Below are 25,706 nucleotides of genomic sequence, written 5' to 3'. Positions count from 1 at the left end.
CCGTTAAGCACCCGTCACTCAGTGGCGGGTGCTTTTGTGTTGCGCACCCGGACTCATTATTGCCGGCTGAGCACGGGGAGCCCCCATCAATGGTCACACGGGCAATTCACGCCCAATCGTGTCCTGGTCCATGCTATAATGTCCACAGTTACGCATTGTATGGAGGCATTGAGGATGAAGGAATTATTCACCCAGTTTTTCACCTGGTCAACGCTAGCGAACATCGTTGACATATTGGTGGTCTGGTATTTCTTGTACCGTTTGATAATGTTGTTGCGCGGTACTAAAGCCGTCCAGCTGTTCCGCGGGATTTTGGTTATCGTGGTGATTCGCCTCATTGCCTGGGGCGCACAACTACGGGCCGTATCCTTTATTTTGGACCAAATTATCAGTTGGTCGGTGGTGGCCATCGTCATTATTTTCCAACCAGAAATTCGGCGTGGACTGGAACATCTGGGTCGCGGCGGTTTGTTTAGTTACGGTGCGGAAAGCCAGCACGATACCGGCAAGCGGTTAGTGGAGCAACTCGATCAGGCAATTCAGTACATGAGTAAACGACGCATTGGGGCGCTGATTACCATTCAGATGAATACCGGACTAGAAGAATACATAGAGACCGGGATCCCCATTGACGCGGAAGTCAGTGGGGCGTTGCTCATCAACACCTTTATTCCCAACACCCCATTACACGACGGAGCGGTTATTATTCGGGATAACCGTATCGCCGTGGCTGCGGCCTACTTGCCGTTGTCGGAAAGTAACGCGATTCCTAAGAGTTTAGGCACCCGGCACCGTGCGGCGGTCGGAATCAGTGAAGTGACGGACGCGGTGACGGTCGTGGTTTCCGAAGAAACTGGTGGGGTGACCATCACTAACAATTCCCACCTAATGATTGACCTGTCGCGCGAGGATTACCTGGCCTTTTTGACGGCACAATTGGTCCCGGCTGAGGACGAGGAGAAGCACAACCCAATTCGTGATTTCATTTTGGGTGTTAACCGGAAGGGGGCGCGCAAATGAATAAGTTTTGGGAAAGCAAGTGGGTTTACCGTCTCCTGTCGTTGGTGCTGGCGCTGGGCATCTTTTTCTACGTGAACACCAAGCAGGTCAACAACACACGACAAAGTGGTACGGCCAACAGTTCGCTCTTGGCGACCCGGTCGGCGACGGTTAAGGTCCCGCTACAGTTAAACGCGGATACGACGAAGTACTTTATTACTGGGTACCCGCAAAACGTCAAGGTGCGTGTGTCGGGCAGCTCTGCGCTGGTGACCGCGGTGAAGAACACGCAGAATTTTCGAGTCGTGGCTAATTTGAGCCAGTTAGGTGTGGGCAAGCACCGCGTCAAGCTGACGGAGGAGGGCCTGAATCGGACTTTGAACTACAAAATTTCACCGGCGACCATCACCGTGAATATTCAAAAGCGGGTCAACCGGACCATGCCAATTGAGGTCAAGTACAACGTGGATGCACTCGCCGATGGTTACGAGGTGGGCACGCCAAAATTATCGACAAACTCCGTCCGGGTCTCCGGCTCGCGAGAAGAGATCAAGCGAATCAATAAGGTCGTGGCGACGGTGGCGCTGAGCCACAATACGCGTAAGGACGTGACCCAAACCGTTTCGGTGCAGGCGGTTGACAGTAATGGTGATACTTTGAACGTCATTGTGTTACCAGAAACCGTGAAGGTCATGTTGCCAGTCAGCTTGCCAAGCAAAAAGGTGGGCGTCGAGTTTAAGCAAACCGGGTCGGTCGCTAAAAACCGCGCCGTCACGCTCAAGAGCAGTACGGATAGTGTCCGCATTTATGGTAGTCGGTCCGTGCTGGCCAAACTGGACACGTTAACGTTACCGGTGGAGGTCAGCAACGTGACGAGTAGCACGACCAAAACGGTGCGCGTGACGAATATTTACCCTAACCTGGTGAACGCGGACCCCAATGATATTAAGGTGAACCTGAAAGTGACAACCGAAAATAGTAGCGAAGCGGGTGAAGTTAGTGCGGCGTCAAGCGCTGCAAGCAGTGATTCTGCGAGTAGTGCATCAGTAAGTTCGAGTTCGTCGAGCAGCAGTAGCGCGGCAAGTAGCAGTACTTCCAGCAGCGTGAATAGTTCATCAAGTAGCGGCAGTAGTAGCACAAAGTAGTCTAAAAGTAATAAAATGGTAAACGTAGTTACGCGGTAAAACGCAGAAACGAGGAGAAATAATGACTAAGTATTTTGGTACTGACGGTGTACGTGGTGTGGCAAATGAGACGTTGACGCCCGAGCTAGCTTTCAAGCTAGGACGCGCTGGTGGGTATGTGCTCACGAAGCACCAGGAGAACGGTGAGACGCCGTTGGTATTGGTCGCACGGGATACCCGAATTTCGGGTCAGATGTTGGCGGATGCCCTCATTGCGGGACTGCTGTCCGTTGGTATTGAGGTATTGTCGTTGGGAGTGATCACGACCCCCGCAGTGGCTTACCTCATTAAGGTGCAGGGCGCTGCGGCGGGGATTCAGATTTCTGCTTCTCACAATCCCGCACAGGACAACGGGATCAAGTTCTTCGGTCCTGACGGCTACAAACTGTCGGACGATACTGAAGACGAAATTGAGGCTTACCTTGACGCAAAGGTGGATACGTTGCCGCGTCCAAGCGCAAAGGGGCTGGGCACTGTGGCTGCTTATCCTGAAGGCATCCAGAAGTACACGCAGTTCCTAGAGCAGACGGTCAACGAGGACCTTTCTGGCATCAAGGTGGTGCTCGATGGGGCTAATGGGGCCACGAGTGGTATTGTGAGTCGCCTCTTTGGTGACCTAGACGTTGATTTTGAGACCATGGCCACGGCCCCTAACGGCATCAACATTAACGATGGTGTGGGCTCCACCCATCCTGAGGCCCTAGCTAAGGCCGTGGTGGACAAGGGTGCCCAGATTGGGTTGGCTTTTGATGGTGATGGCGATCGGTGCATTGCTGTGGATGAACACGGGAACATTGTCGATGGTGACAAGATCATGTTTGTTCTGGGCACGTACATGAAGAGCCAGGGCCAGTTGAAGAAGGACACCATCGTGACGACCGTTATGAGTAACCTGGGCTTGTACAAGGCCATTGAAGCCAACGGGATGCACTCCGTCCAGACTGCGGTGGGTGACCGCCACGTCGTTGAAGAGATGCGTGCCCACGGTTACAACATCGGTGGTGAACAAAGCGGTCACGTTATCCTCTTTGACTACCACAACACCGGTGACGGGATGCTGACCGGGATTCAGTTGTTGTCCGTGATGGCAGCAACGGGCAAGACGCTGTCCGAATTGGCGGCGCCGGTGCACACTTATCCACAGAAGCTGGTGAACGTGCCGGTCAAGGATAAGAACTCCTGGAAGAACTACCCGGCCATCACTGATGCCATTAAGGACGTTGAGGACCGTATGGCTGGTGACGGGCGTGTGTTAGTGCGTCCTAGTGGTACAGAAAGCCTCTTGCGAGTTATGGCTGAAGCCAAGACGCCGGAACTGGTTAGCGCCTACGTGGATGACATCGCGCGTGTGGTCCGGACCGAAATGGGCGCCTAAACATCAATGCCAAAATTTTTTTATTAATACAAGTGGTCTACCTCTGGTGGGCCACTTTTTTGTTGGGTGCCCGTAATTACGGGCCTTAGTGGGGAAACTTTTTAACTCAAGGTAGACCAATTTGCAAATTAGCTTGGTATACCAATATTTAATGTGTTGACGTAAATTGCCGGTACTGCTATCATTCTACCTATCGACCAATTATGTGAAAATTTCACATAAGGTCTATACCAATTAAAGAATGGGAGTTAGCAAAATGTGTGGAATCATTGGTGTGGTTGGCAATGTTAATGCAACGCAAGTGTTGCTGAAGGGGCTAGAGCGGCTGGAGTACCGTGGTTACGATTCGGCCGGTATTTTTGTGCATGATCGGCACAGTGGTGGACAATTGATCAAAGAGGTTGGTCGCATCAAGCGTCTAGAAGCGAAGGTGCCAGCGACCCTAACGGGCACGTTGGGTATCGGACACACGCGTTGGGCTACTAATGGTAAGCCCACGATTGCTAACGCGCACCCGCACGTTTCCGCTGACGGCCGTTTCTACTTAGTACATAACGGTGTCCTGCAGAACGTGGCCGCTTTGCGTGACCAGTATCTGGCTGACGTGACGATGGCCAGCGATACTGATACTGAAGTTGCCGTGCAGCTACTAGCCCGGTTCGTTCAGGAGGGGGCGACGGTGACCGACGCTTTGCGGCACGTGATGCAGCTGGTGGATGGCTCGTACGCCTTTGCCCTGGCAGACCGTGATGATGGGGACACGTTGTACGTGGCTAAGAACAAGTCCCCACTCCTCATTGGGGTTGGTGATGGCTTCAACGCCGTGGGTAGTGACGCGTTGGCCCTGTTGGACCGGACGCATGAATTTATGGAAATTCACGACCAGGAACTGGGCGTACTGCGGGCTGGTAGCGTTCAACTCATGGATATCAATGGCCAGCCGGTTAGCCGTGACACGTTCATCGTTGATGTGAGTGAGGGTGACGGTGACCTCGGAACGTACCCATTCCACATGCTCAAGGAAATTGATGAGCAGCCCGTCGTCATGCGGCGCCTGTTAGCTGCTTACACTGATGAGAACGGCACGGTGAACTTGTCCGCCGAACTGACCCAGGCGTTGGCGGCCGCGGACCGGTTGTACTTTGTGGCTGCCGGGACCAGCTACCACGCTAGTCTAGTTGGGGCAGCGTTGATGGAGGAATACGCCCACATGCCCGCCAGTGCCTACTTGGCCTCCGAATTTGGTTACCACCAACCGCTGTTAGCGGGCAAGCCGATGTTTGTCTTTCTGACCCAAAGTGGGGAAACGGCTGACATTCGCCAGGTGCTGGTCAAAGTTAAGGCGCAAGGATTCCCAACTTTGACCATCACCAACGTACCGACCTCCACGTTGGCGCGTGAAGCTGATTACGCGTTGAACCTGCACGCGGGTCCAGAAATTGCGGTGGCTTCCACCAAAGCGTACACGGCCCAGGTGGCCACTACGGCGCTGGTTGCGAAGGCGTTGGGTGTGGCTAAGCACGTACAGGCGGCCGCAGATTGGAACCTTGCCCACGAGCTGGGCTTGATTGCGGCTACACAACAGACGCTTGTCGACGCCAAGGACACGGTGCACGAATTGGCTAAGAGTGCTTTGGCTACCACCCGCAATGCTTTTTACATTGGACGCGGGTTGGACTATTACGTCGCCCTCGAGGCCGCGCTAAAGCTCAAGGAAATTTCTTACGTACAGGCGGAAGGCTTTGCTGCTGGTGAATTGAAGCACGGGACCATCGCCTTGATCGAAAACGGGACTCCAGTGATCGCCTTGATCAGTGATCCGGTCACTGCTGCGCACACACGGGCAAATGCCACGGAGGCAGCAGCGCGTGGTGCACACGTGCTACGAATTGCTACCCGGTCGCTGGCCGAACCTGGGGATGACCTGGTGATTGATGACCTCAACCCGTCCCTGGCACCGCTAGCGTTGATCGTTCCGTGCCAGTTGCTTGCTTACTACGCCAGTCTGGATCGTGGGTACGACGTTGACCGTCCCCGGAACCTGGCGAAGTCAGTGACGGTGGAGTAGTCAGCTAGTGGTGACGGCCTGGTATAGGTACTACCCACCGAGTGCCCATATTGCAAAGAAGCTACCCGCTGTGGGTGGCTTTTTTCTTTGCCGTAATTAAAAATGGCCCCATCCTGTCTGGTGGACTTGGTTTGGCCCGACAATTTAGCTACACTAGGGCGTAGGCAAATTGTTTTTGGGGGTAAATCGATGCGGACATTTTGGGGCGGCGTACGGCGCAACGGCTGGTTGGTGCTGGCGTTATTCGTACTGTTAATGCTATTTATCAGTAGCTCAATGACCTTTCACCAGCAAAATGCGGCCCCACTATTAGCACGGTTATTGCCGAGTAAGCCTGGTTACCACCTGGTGGCGGCCATCCATTGGCACTATGCGGGCAGTGTGGTGAGTGTGGCTAGTGAGGGCTACTTTGGGGTCTTACAGTTCATTATGCGCAAGTGTGCCCACTTTGGTTCGTACTTTATCCTGGGCCTGTCGCTGTACATGGGAACCCGCCGCCACATCCCCGCTTGGTGGTTACGCGTGGTCATGGTGCCGCTAACCTGCGCGGGCTGTGCAGCGTTGGATGAGTTCCACCAAATGTTGACCGGTGACCGGTCGCCTTTGTTTCAAGACGTGATTCTAGATACCACCGGGGCCGTTTGCGGCATGTTGCTGGTCATCGTGCTATTACTTGCATGCCGGCGTCGGCGGGCATTGAACTAAGGCGGGGTATTTGCTATACTATTAACGATTTTGCGTTTCACACATACCGTAGAAAGAGGGTTTATTCATGTCAGGACATTCCAAGTGGCATAACATCCAAGGGCGCAAGAGCGCTCAGGATGCTAAGCGCGGCAAAATTTTCCAAAAAATCTCCCGTGAGTTATTCATGGCTGCAAAGCAAGGTGGTTCGGACCCTGACGGCAATCCCCAACTGCGGTTGATGATGGACAAAGCCAAGGCCGCGAACATGCCGAAAGACAACATTAAGCGAGCGCTGGACAAAGCTGAAGGCGGAGACGACACAAGTTACGATGAAGTAACCTATGAAGGTTACGGGCCAAACGGTATTGGTATTTTCGTTGAGGCCATGACTGATAACAAGAACCGGACCAGTTCAGACGTGCGGGTAGCGATTACCCGTCACGGTGGCACGATGGCTGGCGCTGGTGCCGTTGCGTACATGTTCGACCGTATGGGACAGATTGTTATTAGTCGTGAGGACCTGGATAAGTCTGAAGACGACATGCTCGAAGACGTCTTGGAGGCTGGTGGGGATGACCTGCAGTCAACTGACGACGAGTTTACCGTTTTGACTGATCCAAAGGAATTCACGACGGTGCGCGATGAGCTAGCGGCGAAGGGGTACAAGTTTGAATCCGCCGATTTGGCCATGATTCCGCAAAACAAGGTTGAGGTTCCGGCTGACAAAGCGGAAACTTTCCAAGGCATGCTGGATGCACTGGACGAACTGGATGACGTGACCGACGTGTACACTAACGCCGAGTGGCCAGAAGACGAAACTGCTGAATAAAAAGGGCAGTGAGTAAGGCCGCTACACTTACGTGATTGCTTTGTTAATTTAATGATGATTGGGTCCCGGATGGGCAGCCACTTGGCTGCGTGTCCGGGACCTTTTTTGCGTGGTTAAAGCAGATGCGTGCAAGCGCGCAGGGTTGGACAAAAAATTTTGGCTGCGGTAGTCAACACTGCCATTTTGCGAAATTACTCTGCGTGAGGAGGTGATGTATGTGAACGAAATTTTGTCGGTGCTGTTTGACGCGCACGTTGAAGCCGCTAGCGATGTGTACTTACTGCCCGCTAGTGATCATTACCGGGTGGTGGTGCGCTATCCGGGGGTGCTCGCTGACGTACAAAAAGTGCCGTTGAGCGTGGGGAAACGGTGGATCAATTATCTAAAGTACCATGCGGGGATGAACGTCTCGGAGCACCGGCGGGTTCAGCAGGGCGCTTGGCTGTGTCCCGAAGTGGGGTGTTACTTACGGTTAAGTGCCACTGGGGACTTTCAAAACGCTGAATCGCTAGTGGTACGGCTGATTGCCCCAGTACCGGCGCTGAATGCGGTGACCCAACCCGTGGTAGCGGTATTGGTGGAAATTTTGCGTCAGCGAGGGCTAATGGTGATGACCGGGCCGACGGGTTCAGGGAAGACCACGTTGATGTACCAGGTGGCCAAGGTGTTGGCTGACTGCCGGATGGTGATGACCATCGAGGACCCGGTAGAGATCCACGAACCGGAGTTTCTGCAATTACAGGTGAACGCGGCAGCGGGCATGACGTATGCCGCGTTACTCAAAGCGGCATTGCGCCACCGACCGGACGTGGTGGTCATCGGGGAATTACGGGATGAGGAAACAGCCTTGGCAGCGTGTGAGGCGGCGTTGGCGGGGCACATTGTGCTAGCAACTTTGCATACGCGGGGGCCGTTGGATGTACCGCTGCGCATGCGCAGTTTGGGTGTCCCGGCCAACCTGATCGATGGGGCGTTACGTGCGTCGGCTCAGGTAAGCTTGGAGCCCGGGCCACCCGTCCAGCCACGGGTATCGTTATGGCGGTGGTATGACGGGCAGGAAACAGCGGTTCAGGTAGAGCGGGAGGATGGTCATGGGGATTAAACGGTTGCCCGTTAGTATCCAAGCAGAGGTGTGCGAACACATGGGGACGTTGATGACCTCAGGGTTTACCGTGGGTGACGCCCTGACGTTTTTAACGGTCCGGTGGCCACGCCGCGCGCCGACCTTTACGGCCCTTACTGATGCTGTCAGTAGTGGCACGGAGTTAGCACAGGCCATGCAGGCGGTGGGATTTGCGCCCGTGGTTGCAACCCAGGTAGCCTTGGCGGGGGCGCATGGTGATTTAGCGGGCACGTTAATGACCACTGCCCAATATTTACAGTTACTGCAAAGGACGCGGGGCCGCCTGTGGCAACTGCTAATTTACCCGCTGGTGCTATTGGCGGTTTTGGGTTGTCTGGAGGTAGGTATTGTGTACTGGGTGCTGCCCCAGCTGACCGAACAACAACCGGCAGTGCCCTGGCCACAGATTCTGACGGCCGTCGTAATCATACTGCTGGTGGTAGGAGTAGTTTGGTTTATTCGGGTCCTAGACCGGAACGGTCGGTACCATATGCTGCGCCATTGCCCCGTAGTTGGTGGAATGATGACGCGGTACTACCAGTACGAATTTACGGTCGGTGCCGGGACGTTCCTGCGGGGCGGGCAGGACCTGGCCGGATATTGTCGTTACCTCGCGCAGTTAGATGCGGGGCCACTAACGTCGTTTGGGCAGCGCGTGGTGGCCGGTTTGGCCGATGGTGACGGGTTAAGTATCGTGTTGCGGGATCCGTTGGTACCGAAGGGAATCGTGCGGTTGTTGGCCTTGGGGCAAAGTGAGGGCGAATTTACCCACGCCGTCGAAACGTACGCTAAGGGCCTCTTTATGGATCTCCAGGCCCGGATGAACAAAATGCTAGCGTTGATTCAACCACTTTTATTCGTAGTAATCGGGGCGCAGATCGTGGTGATGTACACCAACTTGCTGTTGCCCCTGTATTCAAATCTTGGGGGGAATTTTAAATGATGGTAAACGGTAAACGTCAACGGCGGGGGTTTACGTTGATCGAGGTGCTGGCGGCTTTGGCGGTAATCGTCATCTTGACGATTACGTTGATCGTGACGGTAAAGGGGCAAATGCAGCACGCGGAAGCAAAGAACGTGGCCACAATTGTGCGCAGTGTGAACGCACAGCTAGAGGTGCAAACGCCCGACATGGATGATGCGGGTACGCCACAATCGTTGGGGGAGATGCGGGACAAAGGGTTTATTAGTGGTGCGCAGTACAGTCAGTTGGTGGATGCAGGGGTCAAAGTAAGCACGGCAGGTAGCGGGGTGACGCTCAAGGCCCCTACCGGTAAGTAAGCATGCGTACGCGGTCGGGTTTTACCATGATTGAAGTAATCATGGCGTTAACGATCGTCGCCCTGATGGCAGTGTTCACGGTGTCCGTGGGCCGACGTTGGCAACAGCGGCGTTTAGAAGCCAATTTCTTTGAGCGGGTGCGCACCGAGTGGCAGTATGACCTCACGGCTGCTGAAGCAAATAACAGTCCAGTGCGCGTATCTTGGCAGCAATCTGATCACATGGTCACCTTTCGGGGCGGTGCGTGGGGTGGTAATGAGAGTACGCCGGTCGTTGCCATTCCCATCCCGCGGACGCTGTTCTTTGGTGGAGGGACGATGGAATGGAAAATTACCAACAAGGGCATGGTGACTGCACCACACAGGGCCATGTTTCAGTCGACCGCGGGTTCGAACTGGCAGGTTGCCATAGAAATTGAGTGGGGACAATTAGAAGTTCATACCGACGACAATTAGGTGGCTCGCTGTTGATGGAACACGTCGCGGCCATTATGGTGATTGCGGTGTGTGCATTAATGTTGGCGGTGGTTGCCCAAACCCACAGAGAGTTTGTACTACAACCTCGGGACAATGCTATGGCCAGTCGTGCTGCCATCAACTGTGTGCGCGCGCATGCCGCTAGTGGCAAGAGTGAAGAATCAAGTCAGCTGGGAGTGGCCCACTACACCGCGACCATCCTGAATGATCACCAAGTGAGGGTACAGAAGAATGGAACAGCAACAACGTGGACGTATACGTACGGGCTTCACCATGGTTGAATGTTTGGCAGCGCTAGCCGTACTGGCTGCCACTGTGTGTCTGTGGCCACCAATAATGCATTTAGCAAGTAACATGGCTACTAAGGATGAGGAAATGGTAGAGCTACAGGCCATGCAGCGGCGGTTGGAATCGTATTGCGCTGGTGGTAGCGTAACGACCACGGATACTGGCACCATGGTGTTTGTTGACCATCAACAGGTGCAGCATAAGGTGTACCAATATCACTCACAGGCGAACGGCAATATTTTGCGCGATGAGGGTATTGGTGGTGGGTACGTGCCCATCCTGATGCATGCTCGTAAGCTGCTGGTGAGTGGGTTAGCGCCAAATACGTGTGCGTACAAAGTGACTATGGATGATGGGTTGACTTTTCGTGGGGTACTCAATGGGGATGAGTGAACGGCAACACCCGGGGAGCGTGCTGGTGACGGCGTTACTAATTTTGTTAGTAGTGGGGGCCCTGACGCTGTGGATGGTGCCCAAGATGGTTCGTTGGCGGACGGAGTACCAGATGGAAGAGCGTATCAATCGTAACGCGCTACGGCAATGGCGGGACCCGTCAGCCAGTAAGAGGTCAACTAGTAGTAGCCAAAAAGCCGCTATTACCGGTAAATAGGAGTTTATTTACTGCTTGATATTAGTAAGTGCTAATACGGACATTAAGAAAATAACGTGGTCATAGTCTTGAAAACAGCGTCTCACATCGGTAATATTAGTGTAGTAAATTTACCGATAGGAAGTGGATCTGCGTGGCCAATGAGCATATGGAAGAATTGTACAACGCAATGAGTATGGCCAGTTCAACATTACAGCGCAACATTGATGGTTCACTGTTAGCCGCTCTGACCGAAGTCGCGGAAGATCTGCATGCAGGTGATATCCACCAAGAGGATGGGTTGCCTGATGCTGAGACCACCGCGCGGCTACGGGAGTTACTACAACCGATCAAACTGGATGGTTACCAACCGGAAGAAATTCGGCAGGCCATGCAACTGGTGTTGGTGAAGGTGATGCAATTTGATGCGATTGAGCCTAACAAGCAAGTTACACCGGATGCCTTGGCAACCTTAGCCACGTTCCTAATTAACTTGATGCTGCCGACAAAGCCACAGGAACTTGCCGTGGCGGACGTAGCGGTAGGAACGGGCAACCTGTTGTTTGCCGTGATGAACGCCTTGGCCCAACAGACCAAGGCGCAGGTGCACGGCTACGGGGTGGACAACGACGAGGATCTGTTGGCGTTAGCCGGCATTAGTGCGACCCTGCAAGATTTGCGGGTGGATTTGTACCATCAAGACGCCTTGGATACGCTGGTATTTGGGCAAACAGACATTGTTGTGAGTGATCTGCCCGTTGGTTATTATCCGCTCGATGATCGTGCCCGTGGCTTTGGCCTCGCGGCTAAATCGGGACATTCCTATGCACACCATTTGCTCATCGAGCAGGGTTTACGGCAGTTGAAGCCTGGGGGCCTGGGATTATTCTACGTACCGGCTAACGTGTTTAAGACGGCTGAATCGGCGACCCTGACGCAGTGGCTCACGAAGCACGCATTTTTCCAGGGGTTGATTACGTTGCCACAAGCAATGTTTGGTAGTGCCGATGCGCAAAAATCATTGCTTTTCCTCCAGAAACCAGGAGCAGGCGCACGCCAGGCCACCCAGGTGTTACTGGGTGAATTTCCATCACTCGATGATGTTGACGGAATGAAACAATTTGTTAATGCTGTGCAAGCGTGGTACCAAGCAAACATTCAACTAGGAGACTAAGACCATTGGTTAAAATTCTTGCAGTGAACGCCGGTAGTTCAACGTTAAAGTGGAAACTCTTTGCCATGCCTGAAGAGCGCGTAGTTGCTCGGGGCATGGTTGATAATTTGGGGTTGCCCGGGACGACTTTCACCGTCAAGTACGGTGATGGGCAGCAATTGGTTGAAGAGGCCGACATCAAAAGTGTTGATGTAGCGGTTGATAAGCTCATTCATGAGTTGAAGCACCTGCACATTATTGAGGATTACCACGAAATTAGTGGGGTGGGCCACCGCGTGGTTGCTGGTGGTGAGACCTTCAAGTCATCAACAGTCATTGGTCCACATGAATTGGATGAGATTGAGGCGCTGTCAGAATTGGCACCATTGCACAATCCGCCGGAAGCCAAGGGCATTCGTGCGTTTATGCAGGTCATGCCGGACACGCCCGAAGTCGGGGTGTTTGACACGTCTTATCACACTACCATTCCCGAAATGAACTACCTGTATAGTATTCCCATGCAGTATTACCGTGATTTCGGCTTGCGTAAGTATGGTGCCCATGGAACCAGTATTCGCTACGTGGTCACCCATACCGCGAAGATGCTAGGTAAGCCGGTTTCGGAGATGAACTTAGTTGTGATGCACATGGGTAGCGGTGTTTCGGTTACCGCGGTCAAAAATGGTGCGAGTTACGATACCTCCATGGGCTACACCCCCGTATCCGGCGTGACGATGAGCACGCGTAGCGGGGATGTTGATCCGTCACTGGTCACGACGCTGATGAAAAAACTGCAGCTGACTGATCCGGATGACGTGATCAAGATTCTCAACACTGAGTCGGGTGTTTTTGGTATTTCGGAGCTATCACTAGATATGCGTAAAGTGGAAGCCACCCGCACTACGCGGCACCAGTCACAGTTAGCAATTGATATTTTTGTTAACCGGATGGTGAAGTATGTTGCAGGCTACATTGCCGAATTGGGGCACGTTGATGGACTGGTCTTTACTGCCGGAATTGGCGAAGCCGATGGGGCGATGCGCCAACGGATTATTGATGGGTTACATGTATTTGGTGTGCGGATGCACGAAGAACGGAATAACGACGTGCAGTCGCAAGATATGGATCTGACCGCCCCGGGATCCACCATGAAGGTTCTCCTGTTGCCCACAGATGAGGAATTAATGATTGCACGGGACGTGATGGAGTTAACGAAATGACCTGGCTAAGTTGGTTTTACGTCGTAGTCCTAGTATTGACCTTATTGACGACGATAATTATTGACCTGTCCGTTAAAATTCCGGCACGCACACGCTTGGTACGAACGGGGTTATTACTGGTAGTGGCTATCATCGCCGCGGTGGTAACGTGGCGGACCGCTACCAGTACCGAAACGCAGGTGCTAGGTTGGTTTGTGGCGGGGATGTGCTTCTTGTTTGCTTGCTGGCGGCGTGGTCTGGCAAGTTGGGCCGTCATCGCCGGGCTGAGTTCAGTCCGGGTCTGGGGCGCCATTAGCAAAGTGGAAATTCATCCCGGTAATAAAGCTGGACGCAACGAAGTTTGGACCTACGTGGGTTCGATTCGGGTCAGTCGGTTAGTGTTCAATCGTGACGTGCGCGAGTTGCAGCAATTTCTGGCTAACTACTTGGCTGACCAGCAGGTGGTCGTTGTTCAAGCTTAGGTCAGTGATTTGAACGTGAGTATGATGTAGTCTAGGCGCTAACCACAGCGTGTCTGGGGTTGGTGCCTTTTTCGTGTGGGCGGTGGACGCGCCCCCCGAAAGTTGCGCTTAATTCATCGTTGCAAATGACTAGGTGAATTAAGCTCACGTACCACTGATGAGGTTTCATCGGGTTAGCGCGGTTGTATGCGGGTCGGCTCCGGTATACTGGAAGGGTTAATAACTGGAGGTATCGATTTGCAATCAACGGAAAATAACAACACCCAGATGGCACGGGACCTGAAAAACCGTCACGTACAGTTAATCGCTTTGGGCGGGACAATCGGTACCGGACTATTTTTAGGGGCCGGGCAGACCATTCATCAAGCCGGACCAGCCATTTTATTGGCGTACATTGTCACCGGAATCGTCTGTTTCCTGATGATGCGTGCACTGGGGGAGTTACTCCTCAGTGACACGACTAAACATAATTTTGTGGATTTTATTACCGAATACTTAGGTGCTAAGACCGGGAAGGTGATCGGCTGGGTCTACTGGGTTTGTTGGATTGCAGTCGCCATTGCGGAAATTACTGCGGTCGGTTTATACGTGAAGTATTGGATTCCGGGGGCGCCCCAATGGGTGTCCGGGCTAGTGACCCTGGTCGTATTGTTGTGCCTGAACTTGATTAGTGTGGGGGCCTTTGGGGAAACTGAATTCTGGTTTGCCTTGATCAAAGTGGTTGCCATTATCGTCTTGATCGTAGTCGGATTGGTGTTGATCTTTTTGCACGTTAAAACGCGGGAGGGCAACGCTAGTTTCAGTAATTTGATTGCGTTTGGCGGCTTCTTTGCCCAAGGGGCGGGTGGCTTCTTTGCCTCGTTCCAAATGGTGGTTTTTAGTTTTGTGGGCATCGAAATGGTGGGTTTGACCGCTTCCGAAACGGCCGACCCGCACCACGTCATCCCCAAAGCCATCAACGAAATTCCAATGCGGGTCATTTTATTTTACGTTGGGGCCTTGTTGGTGATCATGTCCGTGTTCCCGTGGAACGCAGTTTCCACTAGTTCCAGTCCGTTCGTGCAGGTGTTTGATAATGCTGGCATCAGTGCTGGTGCTGATATCATCAACTTTGTGGTGTTAGTGGCCGCGGCGAGTGCCTGTAATTCGAGCCTGTACTCGACCGGGCGGTTGCTCTTTGGGATGGGCGTGACGGGGCAGCACCCGTTGTTGCGGTACTTTGGGCACTTGAATCACCGTCAGGTCCCAGCGCGGGCGATTGCGGCCAGTGCCGGCATGATTGCCCTCGGTGTGATTTTCAACATGGTGATCCCGTCATCGATCTTTACGGCCGCATCCTCAGCGGCCACGACGTGCTTTCTGTTTGTCTGGATGGCGCTGGTGTTGACCCATCTCCGTTATCGGCGTGCGCACCCCGATAGCCATGAATTTCTGTTGCCTGGGGCACCGTTCACCGATTATTTGGTACTGGCCTTCCTGATCATGGTGTTTGTTGTCATGGCTTGCGTACCCTCCACCCGCATGGCGCTGCTGGTGGCCGTAGCGTTTGTCGTGGTGGTCTGTCTGCTGACTGGTGTGTGGCGGCACGATACGTCCGTACGTTCGGCTAGCGGTCGCTAGAATTTCGATATTAAAACAAGGACCAGCAGTAATCCTTCAGGGGATGGCTGCTGGTCCTTGTTGTTGCCGGGTTATTTTCGTTGGCGAGTGACGGGTCACTCATCCTTTAATGTGGTCAAATCTGTGCCCTTACGCCTCCACGTTACGCGGAACGAGTAGTGGTGGTGTGCCGGTTACGGGATAATCGGCTGTAGCCGCAAGGGCGGCGTTGGTGGTCAATATGACTAGGGTTACTGCCTGATGCACGCACAGTTCGCGCGCAGTATTCAGCAACCGGCGAATTTCCGGCCCGGATAGCTGGTCAAGAATTGTGCCCGCCACCACAACCTGCTTACCAGCGAGGACCTCCCGCAGCAGTTGCACCAGCAATATGTCGATACCGTGTAGCTGGGAAGACGGCTGGTTCAAAAACATGCTGTTGCGCATGTCCGCGGGTAGCAGGTTTAAATCGTGTTCGGTCCCGTTAAGAAAGAGGTTGGAGCGCACTGGTAGGTAGGGGACCAAGGTGCTACTGGTGGCGATAAATCCCGACTGCTTGTGCCAATCGCTGGATGCGAGTTGTTGGGCGTATTGATGGAAAGTGGCCCTGGCAGCACGAGTGCTTGGTTGGCCAACCAAATATACGCCCGGCCGGTCCATGACGGGGTTTAACCGCAGGCGTCTGTTTTTACGTGGGCTAAAAAGCATCTTGCTTCCCCCTTTAGGTTAGTTAAGCTGACGGCGCACATTATGGGCCTGGATTGCCGTTACGAGTAGGTTAACGATAATCACCGACCCAATTGCGTACACACCAACTAATGCAAAGCCGGTGATGCCGGTCGGCATCTGGGCGGTCGGGTTGCCAGTACCCCGCAGTAACGACTGCGGATTGAAATCGGTCATATGGTTGGTCATCATGGTTTTGATGCCCATCATGAGCTCATGGTGGTTCGCCCCTGGTGCGCGGTTGATTGTGTGCACAAAGAAGTACTGATTGATGCTATTGCACCAATGGCCCAGCGTCTGGCTGAATAGGCTAACGGTCACGGCTACAACGCTAAATCCCGCTGCGGCGCTAATGCCGCCTTCTAGTGCGAACTGACTGGCCACGTCGAGGCTACGCTTACCCGCACCCAGGTAGGCGCCGATTTCAGTTTCTTGGCGGTGAATGAACCACATGGCCACGAAGAATAACGCTACGAGGTAGATCATGGTCACCAATAGCAACGCGATATCGTAGTAGTTGGCCTGGGTTAAGTGGGCGTGCTGGACGGTGTTAGCGACGTTACTGGTACCACTACCAGATATTTCGGTCAGGCGCCGGCTAAAGTTAGTGGCGTTGGCCGTGCTGGTTTGGGCACTAGTCCGTAAAAATAAACCAAATAGGGTGTAAACCGCCGTTAGCACCGCGATAATAATATTCATTTGACGGTGGTAAGCTAACCCCATCATTACTCGTTCCAGGAACCGCACCGGCTATCACCCCTTTAATTGTCATTATAGGGGCCGACTTTGAACAATGTATGAATTTACGGGTGCACATTAGTGAATACCGGTAGTCAGACTCCCGGCCAAACCGCGGGTCAGCCGGGGATAACTGGGGTATACCAACATGGACCAGTGGCGGCCCCGATGGGGGAGTGCTACTGGTCCATGTTGGTAGTTGATTAAGTTGTTTGCTGGTAATGGTGGTGCGCGGATGGTAGTAGCACCAGTCGCTGGCTGTTACTTGCCTTCCAGAACTGAGTTTTGGCTACTACTGCTGCTACTGGAGGACGATACACTACTGCCACTAGCACGTGTTTGTTTACGGACGCTGGCCGGGAATTTAGTAATGTAATCTTGGTGATTAGCTAGCTCAGGGGCATCCGTTTTGTAATCATTGGTGGTACTTTGGTTATTGTTTTGCGTGTACAACGACGTGGTGGCTGAGCCCTTATTTTGCTCCATCTGAATGACCTGTTGCAGGCTGGTGTCAAAGTCCGTGGATTTGGAGTTGACGGGGGTAAAGCCCGCCGGTGTGTAGAAGCGTAACAAGTTTTGCTGGTTCAGCCGGTCAGACAGGCGCAACTCCTTATTCACTTTGTGCTGGTCCTGCTTGAGCTGGGCCTTGGTGGTAGCCGTGAGGTTATCCGCCACGGCGCCCGTACTATTGTCGTACACCTTCCCGTTGATGACGGTGTAACGTTCCGTGACAAAGTCGTTGTCGCGAAAGGCGACTAGTTGTTGATGCTGCGGTGAGAGCAGGTCCTGACCAAACTCCACGTACTTTTGGCTGTCAATTCCTAGTAGATGGAGGATGGTCGGCAGAACGTCCACTTCACCACCGTACGTATGGTTCACGCCCCCCTTCAGACCCTTCATGTTAATGATGAGGGGTACGCGTTGCATCTGGGCGTTGTCGTAGGCGGTCCAGTTGCTGGCATTTTTACCCAGCAACGGCGCCACGGTCTTGTTCCGATCGTTGCTCAAGCCATAATGATCCCCGTACAGCATGATGATCGAGTTGTCATACAGACCACTCTTTTTGAGGTAAGCAAAGAATTCTTTCAAAGCCGAGTCGAGGTAATGCGCGGTCTTAAAGTAGTTGTTGACCGTGGTGTCATCAGTGCCGGCATCGGGGAAATCGGAGTCCTCGCTGGTGATGGTATACGGGATGTGGTTACTAGTAGTAATAATTTTGGCGTAAAAAGGTTGCTGCAGGTGTTCCAGGTACTTGGGACTTTCTGCCAGCATCAATTTATCCTTGATTCCGTACTGTGTGTTCATGTTGGCGCTGTGGTAGAAATAGTTGTTGGAGAAAAAGTAGTTGTACCCCAGGCTCTTGTAGGTGTTGTCACGGTTCCAAAACGAGCCGGAACCGCCGTGTAGAACCGCGGTCGTGTAGCCCGCCGACTGGTTGAGTATAGCTGGGGCGGCTTGGAACGTGTTGTCGGTCCCCAGTGTGGCAAAAAGGGAGCCGGTGGACAAACCAAAGGTGCTCGTTTCCAGCAGGTTTTCGGCGTCGCTCGTTTTGCCCTGTCCTACCTGGTTAAAGAAGTTGTCAAAACTGAGGGTGTTGTTTTCTTTCACCAGCGAATTTAGGAAGGGGGTCACCTCTTGTCCATCGATCTTCATGCCCAGCAAAAACTCCTGGAAACTTTCGAGGTGGATCACAATGAGATTTTTGCCCTTAGCAACCCCGTAGTAATTCGCATTGGGGGCGGCGTAGTGACTCTTGGTGTAGCTCAAAATCTGGTCCATGCTGGCACTATCGGCCTTGCTGCGTACTTGGTTGGTGCGGACGGTTTTCAGGGCGTCGTACACAGTGAATGGTCCCAAGCCTAAATATTTAACGATGTACGTACGGTCAAAGGTCCGCGTGAGCAGTTGGGGCCGGTTGGCTTCACTAAGCGCCATGGTAAACATAAATAGCGCCAGCCCAATCACGGTTGCAGCGGTGGGGCGGTGGTAGGCAACGGGCCGCCGGTCGAGGTGTAACCCGAAGTGGGGCCAGATCAGTCGCTGGTGGTTGATGAACCGCCAGAGATTGACCACACCGTAGACGAGGTATGCGCCAATTACAACAATGAAGTCACCAAAATAAATCAAGTCCAGTGGCTGGAGGGAGAGACTGCCTGCAGAGAGCCCCTGGACGGATTTGGTGGACCCCAACATGGTGTTGATGGTCATGAAGTCTGAGAACTCCCGGTAGTACAAGACGTTCGCAATGAGCAGGACTGCCAGCAATATGTAAATCAGTGTGGCCGTGGTGTAGGCGCGGCGTGGAGACTTAATGTACATCCCTAAACTGATCAGGAGGATACTGGTCCCGAGAGGGTTAATGATTAATAAAAAGTACTGCAGTGGGTCGCTGGCTCCGAGGCTAAACTCGAAGAAGTAAGCGACGAGTGTTTTTACCCACAGTAGTAGTACCAGCAAGGTTAGGAAACCCCACCGTGAAGAGCGTAATTGATTGAGCCTGGATTTCAACTTTGCGACCGCCTTTCAGAGTATCGTCCTTATTTTACCCCGAGTAGCAAAGCCGGGGCAAACGGCGGGCCGATAACTATCTTTTTCGCAATAATTAGATAAGTTAAACCAGTGACAGGGGCTACTTCTGCTAAAATATGCCTTGGAGGTAGCGCGATGTTGTTTTTAGGCCCATTTTACACGTGGATTGCTGGCCGCATGGCAGCAACGGTAAACCACTGGCCATTGATACGTCTAATTATCTATAGCCTCGATAAAACTATCCTTTACACCTTGATTTTTGTTGTGGTGAGGACGATATGGTTAGTGTGCCGTCATCAACGTGTGCGTTGGTGGCACGAAGTGGGCTTGCTACTGTTTGTGGTGTACTTAATTTTGTTACTGGCCCTCACCGTGTTTCGCGGCGCGCAGATTTACTTTCCGTGGAACCTGCATCCTGATTGGGGACGGGATACCAGTGTTATTAATCTGCGTCCCTTGGTGGGCAGTTGGCAACTCTTTAATGGGACCACGCGGCTTGATTTTTATTACCAAACCTTTGGCAACGTGTTGTGGTTTATGCCGTTGGGGCTACTCTGGCCCGCCCTGGGTCGCCGGGGTCACCGCCTATGGGGAACCGCTTGCCTGAGTTTGCTTTTGTCACTGGGGATTGAATGCTGGCAATTTTTACTGGCCACCGGTATTGCCGATATTGATGACGTCATCTTTAACTTTATTGGCGGGTTGGTCGGGTACGGCCTTTACCGCATTGGTCGGGGTCTATGTGGTCGATCATGACACAAAAAAAACGTGGTGCTCAACAACGAGCACCACGTTTGTGTTTACTAGGTTAATTAGGTTGAGCTTAGTTAGCCTGGTCAACGACTTCGATGTTGTCCAAGCCACCGTAAACGTCGTACCAAGGAGTAGCGTACTTGGAGAGGATGGCGTTGAGTTCCTCAACGTTACCCTTACCAGTCGTGTCCAACCATTCCTTGAGCGCATCGCGGCCACCGTCGGCGTAAACCTGAATTCCGTCGCGCCAAGTTGCACGGCCACAGAGGATCCCGGAGAACTTGGTGCCAGATTCACCAGCAAAGTTGAGTTCTTCACGGAACGTCTTGGTTGGTACACCAGCAGACAGGTAAATGAATGGCTTCGTGGCAATGTCATTAGCTTCCTTGAAGTAGCCAGCGGCTTCCTCTTCGGTGTAGGCAGCCTGAACGCCATCAGCAGTGTGGCCCTCAACAAAGTCCCAGTTGACTGGTACTTCAGCCTTGATAACATCTACCCCGTACTTGTCCTGCGTGAATTCCTTCATGGCGTCGAGTACCAGCCGTGGCTTAGCCAAAGCGTATTCGCGACTCTTAGCATCTGGAATGGAGTCGGTGTAAGTAACCAATTCCAGGAAGAATGGCAGGTCCGCACCCTTAGCTTCATTAGCCAGACGCTCAACGAAGGCCTTCTTAACGTCGTTGATTTCGTCCTTGTCGTGTGGGTCGTAGTAAACCAAGACCTTAGCGGCATCGGCACCCTTGGCCTTTAACCGGGTGAGGCTTTCTTCCTTCAACAGTTCTGGGAAGCGGCCAACCGTGTTAGCATCGTAACCGGTCTTTTCGTAGGACAGAATCAGTCCGGATGAAGGATCCTTGCTCTTCATACCCTTGAAGCCAAGTTCTTCATCAATCAAGATGGCTGAGGCGTACTTCGTCAGTTCGGAAGAAACCAGTTCCTTGAACTCGTAAATCTGGTCCAGGCTGTATTCCTTGCCGGCTTTTTCATCGGCGGCAGCCATCATCTTCTTCATCGAACCACGCTGGTCGATGGCCAGGGCAGCAATCACGCCATCCTTGTTGGCTAATTGCTGCATCTTGTCGAACTTACCACGTGTCAAAACCTTTTTAGCCATGTGCAAAACCCTCCAGAAATCCAAAAGTGTAATATTTGGTAACACGGCCATTGTACAAGAGAAATCGCTGACATTCAAGCGTTTTCATTATCCGCAGTTGTCACTCAACGAGTTACACGAGAGTTTCAAAATATTTTACGAGCAGAAGGCCAGTGGCGACGTGAGGTTTCATTAGTTTACAGAAATGTTTACCCAACTTGGCACCAATTACTGCTTGCATGAAAGCGCATTTTCCGATAGTATTTTTACTCGGGTCGCAGCGCGGGCAATTCGCAGAGCGTTCCGTGAACATTGGGCACCCACCACGACCGTCAGCGGGACGTCGGGGTGGGGCCCGACATTCAACCACACTACAACGAAGCAGAAAGAGGAATCATACGGTATGGCAATTATTATCGCACTGATCCCGGCGCTGGCCTGGGGATCAATTGGATTAGTAAGTGGCAAGTTGGGTGGCAACGCCTACCAACAAACTTTGGGGATGACGGTTGGGGCCTTGGTTTTTGGCTGCGGCACCTGGTTGTTCATGCAGCCCAGCATTACGGGGGCTACCTGGCTGTTCGGAATTATTTCGGGTCTACTGTGGGCCCTAGGGCAAGGATTCCAGTTCCGCTCTATGCAGCAAGTGGGCGTGTCGACGGCCGTGCCCATTTCGACCGGTATGCAGTTAGTCGCCAACGCTGTGGCAGGGGCCCTGTTGTTCCACGAATGGCGTAGTGGTCGCGACGTGACGCTAGGAATCATTGCCGTTGGTATTTTAGTTATTGGTGCGGCGTTGACCTCGCGTAAGGAGAAGGTTGCGGTAACGGTGCCCAACCACATGGGCAAAGGCATCCAGAGTTTGATCATCTCTACTATTGGTTACGCGGGCTACACGGTGGTGTACACCGCCGCGGGTCTGGATGCGGCGGCCGTAGTGCTGCCACAGGCCGTGGGGATGGTGTTGGGTGCCATCGTGCTCTCCTTTGGCCACCAGGTAGTGACTCGGGCAACGGCCAAAAACATTGCGACGGGTCTGCTGTGGGGTGTCGGTAACTTATTCATGCTGATGGCGACCAAGTCAGTTGGTCTGGCCATCGCCTTCTCGATGTCACAGATGGGCATCGTTATTTCCACGTTTGGCGGCATTTTCCTGCTGGGCGAAGAGAAGACGCGCAAAGAAATGGTTTACGTCACCGTGGGTAGCCTACTCGTTATTCTTGGTGGGGTGGTGTTAGGCGTGATGAAGGCTTAGCACGGCAGCAAGCATTACTCAAGCATTACTATAGAAGCTATGGAGTTAAAACGTTGCTGACGGGCAACGTTTTTTTGCGGCAAACGTGTTTGTGAGCCCTTGCATTTTAGGGATATTACGGATAGAGTTATTGATGGTTTAGTACAAATTAGGAGGATTTATCATGGCTCATATTTCATTTGATTCATCGAAGCTGGGCAAGTTCGTGCACGACAACGAACTGTCCGAAATGCAGGCATTGGTCACGGCCGCAGATAAAGAGCTGCGCGAGGGTACCGGTGCGGGCAACGACTTCCGTGGTTTCTTGGACCTGCCAGTTGCGTATGACAAGGACGAGTTCAGTCGTATCAAACAGGCTGCCGCTAAGGTCCAAAAGGATTCCGAAGTCTTTGTTGCCATTGGTATTGGTGGTTCTTACTTGGGTGCGCGTGCAGCCGTCGACTTTCTGAGCCACACGTTCCGTAACGCTGACCCAGCCCGGAAGCTACCAGAAGTTTACTTTGCTGGTAACTCCATCAGCTCAACCTACCTGGCTGACCTGCTGGACATCATCGGTGACCGTGACTTCTCTCTGAACATTATCAGTAAGTCCGGTACCACGACTGAACCTTCCATCGCTTTCCATGTATTGAAGGCTAAGTTGATTGCCAAGTACGGCAAGGAAGAAGCTGCTAAGCGTATTTACGCTACGACCGACCGCGCTAAGGGTGCTTTGAAGACTGAATCCGATGCAGAAGGCTACGAAGAATTCGTTGTGCCTGATGACTTGGGTGGTCGCTTCTCCGTACTGTCCGCCGTTGGTTTGCTGCCAATTGCCGTTGCTGGTTACGACATTGATGCTCTGATGCAAGGTGCCGCTGATGGTCGCGAAGCATACAGCAGCGCCGACCTCAAGGACAATGAAGCATACCAGTATGCTGCTTTGCGGAACATTTTGTACCGTAAGGGCTACACGACTGAATTACTTGAAAACTATGAACCAACCCTCCAGTACTTCGGCGAATGGTGGAAGCAACTGATGGGTGAGTCTGAGGGCAAGGACCAGAAGGGTATCTACCCATCTTCCGCGAACTTCACGACTGACCTCCACAGTTTGGGCCAGTATATCCAGGAAGGCCGGCGTAACTTGATGGAGACCGTTGTTTGGGTTGAACAGCCGAAGCGCGACATCAAGATTCCGGTTGAAGCTGATAACCTTGACGGCTTGAAGTACCTGGAAGGCCGGACGATGGCTGAAGTTAACCGCAAGGCTTACGAAGGTGTTGTGTTGGCCCACACCGATGGTGGTGTGCCAGTCATGACTGTCTCCATCCCGAAGCAGGATGAATACACGTTGGGCTACCTGATCTACTTCTTTGAAGCTGCTGTGGCCGTATCTGGTTACCTGAACGGGATTAACCCATTCAACCAGCCAGGTGTTGAAGCCTACAAGTCCAACATGTTTGCCCTGTTGGGTCGTCCTGGCTATGAAGAACAGACTAAGGAACTGAACGAGCGCCTGTAATGACGTATAGTTTGGTTGGGGACACTAGTCAGCATGGATATTGACTTGGTGTTTGGTCAAAAAAGTGTCCGCTCAATTTCGATTGGGCGGGCACTTTTTGACCTTCAAGGTGGAGACATCGCCATGGTTACAAATTCGTTGATGACACGCGTTGGTTTTAAACCGAGGCTCCTGAAAACGCACGGTAAATTTTACTCACCTTGCCATGGGTAACGTTCATGTTCAAGCTATGGCTTGATGTGGCGGGGTCGGGCGGATATTGCCTTACGCCCGCGGGTGATTGCTGGTTTTCAAAGCCTCGTTCTAGTGGGTGGCGTGTGCTATTATAGAGGGTAAAGTGTCATGGAAATCACGACACACTACATATTGTTCTGCCGCACCGCGTGGAACATGGAAAAGAGATTGAGCGTATGACTGAAACAGATTACTTTATTGGTATCAAGGGCTCGGGTATGAGCTCATTAGCGTTGATTTTGCATGATTTGGGTCACCAAGTGCTGGGTAGTGACATCACGCAGTACACTTTCACCCAGAAAGGACTGGCGGATGCTGGCATCGAGATGTTGCCGTTTGACCCGGCTAACCTCAAGGCGGGCTACACGGTCATCTTGGGTAATAGTTTTACCGACGAGCACCCCGAAGTAGTGCGGGCCAAGGAGCTGGGACTGCCCATCTACCGGTACCACGAGTATCTGGGTAAATTGCTGAATGACTACACGAGTATTGGGGTGGCTGGTGCGCACGGGAAGACCAGCACGACCGGTCTGCTGGCCCACACACTGGGCGGCATTGCCAAGACCAGTTACCTGATTGGCGATGGTAGTGGCAAAGGGGTCCCGGATTCCAAGTTCTTCGTTTTTGAAGCCGACGAGTACCGGCGTCACTTCCTGGCGTACCACCCTGACTATCTGATCATGACCAACATCGATTTTGATCACCCTGATTACTACACTGGAATTGAGGATGTGTATGATGCCTTCGAAACCGAGGGTAAGCAGGTGAAGAAGGCCATCTTTGCTTGGGGTGACGACCAGTGGCTACGGCGCCTGGACGTCGACGTGCCGGTCTACTACTACGGGCTGAAAGATACCGATGACTTTATCGCCCGGAACGTGCAGCGCGGGCCGGCTGGATCCGAGTTCGATGCGTACCACAAAGACGATTTGATTGGTCACTTCAAGATCTCCCTGTATGGTGAGCATGCCGTTTTGAACTCGCTGGCGGTTGTGGCGGTCGCCTACACGGAGCACCTGTCCGCTAGTCTGATTGCACGGGAATTGGCCACCTTTGATGGGGTCAAGCGGCGGTTCTCCGAGACTGATGTAGCTGACATGACCGTGATTGATGATTATGCCCACCACCCAAGTGAAATCAAGGCCACGTTGGACGCTGCCCGGCAGAAATTCCCAGACAAAGAGATCGTGGCGGTGTTCCAGCCACACACTTTTAGCCGGACGATTGCGTACCTGGACGAGTTTGCGGACATTTTGGGCACCGCGGACCACGCCTTTATCACGCCGATTTTTAGTTCTGCACGGGAAAAGAGTGGTAGTGTTAGTGCTGAGGACCTAGCGGCTAAGATCGATGGCGGCAAGGTGCTACAGTTGGACAATATGCAGCCACTGTTAGAGTTCCATGATGCGGTGCTAGTATTCATGGGCGCGGGTGACGTGCAGAAATACGAGCGTGCCTACGAGGATGCACTGAAGGCAAATCGGTCTTAAGTACCATTGGGTGTTATTGGTAATAATGTTACAATGTTCTTCAAGGTAGAAT

Annotated in this window: 25 protein-coding genes; 21 read left to right on the top strand and 4 right to left on the bottom strand. The window is 52.8% G+C overall.

Features of this window, described 5'->3' with window-relative positions:
* The first annotated feature begins 174 nt into the window (after positions 1 to 174).
* From cdaA to FD19_RS03090, 17 genes are all read left to right on the top strand, one after another.
* A complete protein-coding gene (cdaA, locus tag FD19_RS03170; RefSeq protein WP_056969098.1) occupies positions 175 to 1,020 on the top strand; it encodes a diadenylate cyclase CdaA in 846 nt (281 codons plus the stop codon).
* The gene (locus FD19_RS03165) at positions 1,017 to 2,144 is read left to right on the top strand and encodes a CdaR family protein (RefSeq protein ID WP_054749631.1); all 1,128 of its coding nucleotides are present in this window, start codon (positions 1,017 to 1,019) and stop codon (positions 2,142 to 2,144) included. Before cdaA ends, FD19_RS03165 begins: the two co-directional genes overlap by 4 nt.
* Positions 2,145 to 2,205: 61 nt before the next feature.
* Positions 2,206 to 3,558, top strand: a complete 1,353-nt coding sequence (glmM, locus tag FD19_RS03160) for a phosphoglucosamine mutase (protein ID WP_054749629.1) — start codon at positions 2,206 to 2,208, stop codon at positions 3,556 to 3,558.
* Positions 3,559 to 3,814: 256 nt separating this feature from the next.
* Positions 3,815 to 5,626, top strand: a complete 1,812-nt coding sequence (gene glmS, locus FD19_RS03155; RefSeq protein ID WP_054749627.1) for a glutamine--fructose-6-phosphate transaminase (isomerizing) — start codon at positions 3,815 to 3,817, stop codon at positions 5,624 to 5,626.
* 189 nt (positions 5,627 to 5,815) lie between these two features.
* On the top strand, positions 5,816 to 6,331 hold the full coding sequence (locus tag FD19_RS03150; protein WP_054749625.1) for a VanZ family protein: 516 nt from the start codon (positions 5,816 to 5,818) through the stop codon (positions 6,329 to 6,331).
* A gap of 67 nt (positions 6,332 to 6,398) precedes the next feature.
* A complete protein-coding gene (locus FD19_RS03145) occupies positions 6,399 to 7,142 on the top strand; it encodes a YebC/PmpR family DNA-binding transcriptional regulator (protein WP_056969097.1) in 744 nt (247 codons plus the stop codon).
* Between the two features lie 211 nt (positions 7,143 to 7,353).
* Positions 7,354 to 8,244 carry an ATPase, T2SS/T4P/T4SS family gene (locus FD19_RS03140; RefSeq protein WP_082383782.1) on the top strand — a complete coding sequence of 297 codons (891 nt, stop codon included), beginning with the start codon at positions 7,354 to 7,356 and terminating at the stop codon, positions 8,242 to 8,244.
* On the top strand, positions 8,234 to 9,208 hold the full coding sequence (locus FD19_RS03135; RefSeq protein ID WP_056969096.1) for a type II secretion system F family protein: 975 nt from the start codon (positions 8,234 to 8,236) through the stop codon (positions 9,206 to 9,208). Before FD19_RS03140 ends, FD19_RS03135 begins: the two co-directional genes overlap by 11 nt.
* A complete protein-coding gene (locus FD19_RS03130) occupies positions 9,205 to 9,546 on the top strand; it encodes a prepilin-type N-terminal cleavage/methylation domain-containing protein (RefSeq protein ID WP_054749618.1) in 342 nt (113 codons plus the stop codon). The genes FD19_RS03135 and FD19_RS03130 overlap by 4 nt, the downstream gene beginning before the upstream one ends.
* 2 nt (positions 9,547 to 9,548) lie before the next feature.
* Positions 9,549 to 10,001: a pilus assembly FimT family protein gene (locus tag FD19_RS03125; RefSeq protein WP_054749616.1), complete on the top strand. Its 453-nt coding sequence runs from the start codon at positions 9,549 to 9,551 to the stop codon at positions 9,999 to 10,001.
* A gap of 11 nt (positions 10,002 to 10,012) precedes the next feature.
* On the top strand, positions 10,013 to 10,303 hold the full coding sequence (locus FD19_RS09675) for a hypothetical protein (RefSeq protein WP_156321838.1): 291 nt from the start codon (positions 10,013 to 10,015) through the stop codon (positions 10,301 to 10,303).
* A gap of 55 nt (positions 10,304 to 10,358) precedes the next feature.
* On the top strand, positions 10,359 to 10,703 hold the full coding sequence (locus FD19_RS03115; protein ID WP_056969095.1) for a hypothetical protein: 345 nt from the start codon (positions 10,359 to 10,361) through the stop codon (positions 10,701 to 10,703).
* Positions 10,696 to 10,920 (top strand): hypothetical protein, encoded by a 225-nt coding sequence (locus tag FD19_RS03110; RefSeq protein ID WP_056969094.1) that lies wholly within the window; start codon positions 10,696 to 10,698, stop codon positions 10,918 to 10,920. Before FD19_RS03115 ends, FD19_RS03110 begins: the two co-directional genes overlap by 8 nt.
* A gap of 133 nt (positions 10,921 to 11,053) precedes the next feature.
* Positions 11,054 to 12,073: a class I SAM-dependent methyltransferase gene (locus tag FD19_RS03105; protein WP_056969093.1), complete on the top strand. Its 1,020-nt coding sequence runs from the start codon at positions 11,054 to 11,056 to the stop codon at positions 12,071 to 12,073.
* A gap of 5 nt (positions 12,074 to 12,078) precedes the next feature.
* Complete coding sequence (locus tag FD19_RS03100; RefSeq protein ID WP_056969092.1) at positions 12,079 to 13,272, top strand: acetate/propionate family kinase; 1,194 nt, start codon at positions 12,079 to 12,081, stop codon at positions 13,270 to 13,272.
* Positions 13,269 to 13,733, top strand: coding sequence for a hypothetical protein (locus tag FD19_RS03095; protein ID WP_054749608.1), 465 nt, complete (start codon positions 13,269 to 13,271; stop codon positions 13,731 to 13,733). The genes FD19_RS03100 and FD19_RS03095 overlap by 4 nt, the downstream gene beginning before the upstream one ends.
* 237 nt (positions 13,734 to 13,970) lie before the next feature.
* On the top strand, positions 13,971 to 15,353 hold the full coding sequence (locus FD19_RS03090; RefSeq protein WP_054749606.1) for an amino acid permease: 1,383 nt from the start codon (positions 13,971 to 13,973) through the stop codon (positions 15,351 to 15,353).
* Positions 15,354 to 15,482: 129 nt separating this feature from the next.
* On the opposite strand, the gene FD19_RS03085 is transcribed toward FD19_RS03090, so the two are convergent.
* From FD19_RS03085 to FD19_RS03075, 3 genes are all read right to left on the bottom strand, one after another.
* Positions 15,483 to 16,040, bottom strand: a complete 558-nt coding sequence (locus FD19_RS03085; protein ID WP_054749604.1) for a hypothetical protein — start codon at positions 16,038 to 16,040, stop codon at positions 15,483 to 15,485.
* 18 nt (positions 16,041 to 16,058) lie between these two features.
* Positions 16,059 to 16,805: a hypothetical protein gene (locus FD19_RS03080; RefSeq protein ID WP_054749602.1), complete on the bottom strand. Its 747-nt coding sequence runs from the start codon at positions 16,803 to 16,805 to the stop codon at positions 16,059 to 16,061.
* A gap of 252 nt (positions 16,806 to 17,057) precedes the next feature.
* Positions 17,058 to 19,304: an LTA synthase family protein gene (locus FD19_RS03075; protein WP_054749600.1), complete on the bottom strand. Its 2,247-nt coding sequence runs from the start codon at positions 19,302 to 19,304 to the stop codon at positions 17,058 to 17,060.
* 156 nt (positions 19,305 to 19,460) lie between these two features.
* Between FD19_RS03075 and FD19_RS03070 the strand changes: the two genes are divergently transcribed.
* Positions 19,461 to 20,081, top strand: coding sequence for a VanZ family protein (locus FD19_RS03070; RefSeq protein ID WP_056969090.1), 621 nt, complete (start codon positions 19,461 to 19,463; stop codon positions 20,079 to 20,081).
* Positions 20,082 to 20,148: 67 nt separating this feature from the next.
* Here FD19_RS03070 and FD19_RS03065 read toward each other — a convergent pair whose 3' ends face one another.
* Entirely contained in the window at positions 20,149 to 21,192 is a 1,044-nt protein-coding gene (locus tag FD19_RS03065; RefSeq protein WP_054749598.1) for a tagatose 1,6-diphosphate aldolase, read from the bottom strand.
* Positions 21,193 to 21,574: 382 nt separating this feature from the next.
* On the opposite strand from FD19_RS03065, the gene FD19_RS03055 reads away from it, so the two are divergent.
* The 3 genes from FD19_RS03055 to murC all read left to right on the top strand — a co-directional run bounded on the left by FD19_RS03055 (position 21,575) and on the right by murC (position 25,654).
* Positions 21,575 to 22,426, top strand: coding sequence for a GRP family sugar transporter (locus FD19_RS03055; protein WP_054749594.1), 852 nt, complete (start codon positions 21,575 to 21,577; stop codon positions 22,424 to 22,426).
* A gap of 163 nt (positions 22,427 to 22,589) precedes the next feature.
* A complete protein-coding gene (locus FD19_RS03050; protein WP_054749592.1) occupies positions 22,590 to 23,930 on the top strand; it encodes a glucose-6-phosphate isomerase in 1,341 nt (446 codons plus the stop codon).
* A 410-nt stretch (positions 23,931 to 24,340) separates the two neighbouring features.
* Positions 24,341 to 25,654 carry a UDP-N-acetylmuramate--L-alanine ligase gene (gene murC / locus FD19_RS03045; RefSeq protein WP_056969089.1) on the top strand — a complete coding sequence of 438 codons (1,314 nt, stop codon included), beginning with the start codon at positions 24,341 to 24,343 and terminating at the stop codon, positions 25,652 to 25,654.
* The last annotated feature ends 52 nt before the right edge of the window (positions 25,655 to 25,706 follow it).

The sequence above is a fragment of the Lacticaseibacillus thailandensis DSM 22698 = JCM 13996 genome (genome assembly GCF_001436135.1).
In the GTDB taxonomy this organism is placed as follows: domain Bacteria; phylum Bacillota; class Bacilli; order Lactobacillales; family Lactobacillaceae; genus Lacticaseibacillus; species Lacticaseibacillus thailandensis.
This window is presented reverse-complemented; position numbering and strand designations above follow the sequence as displayed.